This window comes from Kitasatospora sp. NPDC059160, from assembly GCF_042755465.1.
In the GTDB taxonomy this organism is placed as follows: domain Bacteria; phylum Actinomycetota; class Actinomycetes; order Streptomycetales; family Streptomycetaceae; genus Kitasatospora.
Genome location: NZ_JBHZCN010000251.1, coordinates 1 through 1,218 on the forward strand (window position 1 = coordinate 1; position 1,218 = coordinate 1,218).

Here is a 1,218-nt window from a genome sequence, read left to right on the forward strand (position 1 = left end):
TGAGACCACGCCCAGCCGGGCGCCCAACGCCGCGCGCTGATCTGCCAAGATCCGCCGGACAGGCCCTAGGCCGTTTCCGGCCCGGGGCGTGTCGGACACGCCCCGGGCCGGTTCGGTCGGCACTCCGGGTAGCTCAGTCACCTCCCGTCCGGGCGGCCCCGTCGGGGCCGCCCTCCACCCGAGGAAACGTCATGACCTCGTCCGCGAAGCCCCTGAACGACGCCCCCCGTCCGCGCTCCCGCTCCCGCCGCACCGCGACCGCGATCGGCTCGGCCGTCGCACTGGTCGCCGCCTCGGCCGGGCTGTGGGCCGCCACCGCCAGCACCGCGCAGGCCGCCGGGCTGCCCACGCCCGACCACATCGTGGTCGTGGTGATGGAGAACCACGCCTACAGCCAGGTCATCGGCAGCAGCAGCGCCCCCTACCTCAACAACACCCTCAAGGCGGGCGGCGCCAACCTCACCCAGTCCTTCGCCATCACCCACCCCAGCGAGCCGAACTACTACGCGCTGTTCTCCGGCTCCACCCAGGGCCGGGTCGACGACAGCTGCGTGACGGTCGGCGGCTTCCAGGCCCCGAACCTGGCCTCCGAGGTGCTCGCCGCCGGGAAGACCTGGGCGAGCTACAACGAGACCCTGCCCAGCCAGGGCAGCACGGTGTGCAGCAGCGGCAAGTACGCGCAGAAGCACAACCCCTGGTTCGGCTTCGGCAACGTCCCGCTCAGCAGCGCCAAGACCTTCGCCCAGTTCCCGACCGACTACACGACGCTGCCCAACGTGTCGTTCGTGATCCCGAACCTGTGCAGCGACATGCACGACTGCTCGGTCGGCACCGGCGACACCTGGATCAAGAACAACCTCGGCGCGTACGCCGCCTGGGCGCAGAGCCACAACAGCCTGCTCGTCGTCACCTTCGACGAGGACAACAGCCTGTCCGGCAACCGGATCCCGACCCTGGTCTACGGCGCCCACGTGACGCCGGGCAGCAGCAGCTCCACCACCTACAACCACTACAACGTGCTGCGCACCTTGGAGGACCTCTCCGGGGCGAGCGGCCACGCGGGCAACGCGGCCGGGGTGACGGACGTCACCGGCATCTGGAACTGACCCCGCGCGCCCGAGGCGCACCCCGGACCGGGGGCCCCCCCCCCGGGGCCCGCGGTGTGGGGGGCGCGGTGGGCCCCCGGCCCCCCCTGCCGCCCCCCGAACGCCGACGGAG

At 72.3% G+C, this 1,218-nt stretch carries 1 protein-coding gene; it reads left to right on the forward strand.

The annotated features are described in order from the left end of the window. The first annotated feature begins 191 nt into the window (after window positions 1-191). Window positions 192-1,106: an alkaline phosphatase family protein gene (locus ACFXOZ_RS42545; RefSeq protein WP_375886664.1), complete on the forward strand. Its 915-nt coding sequence runs from the start codon at window positions 192-194 to the stop codon at window positions 1,104-1,106. Window positions 1,107-1,218: the final 112 nt, after the last annotated feature.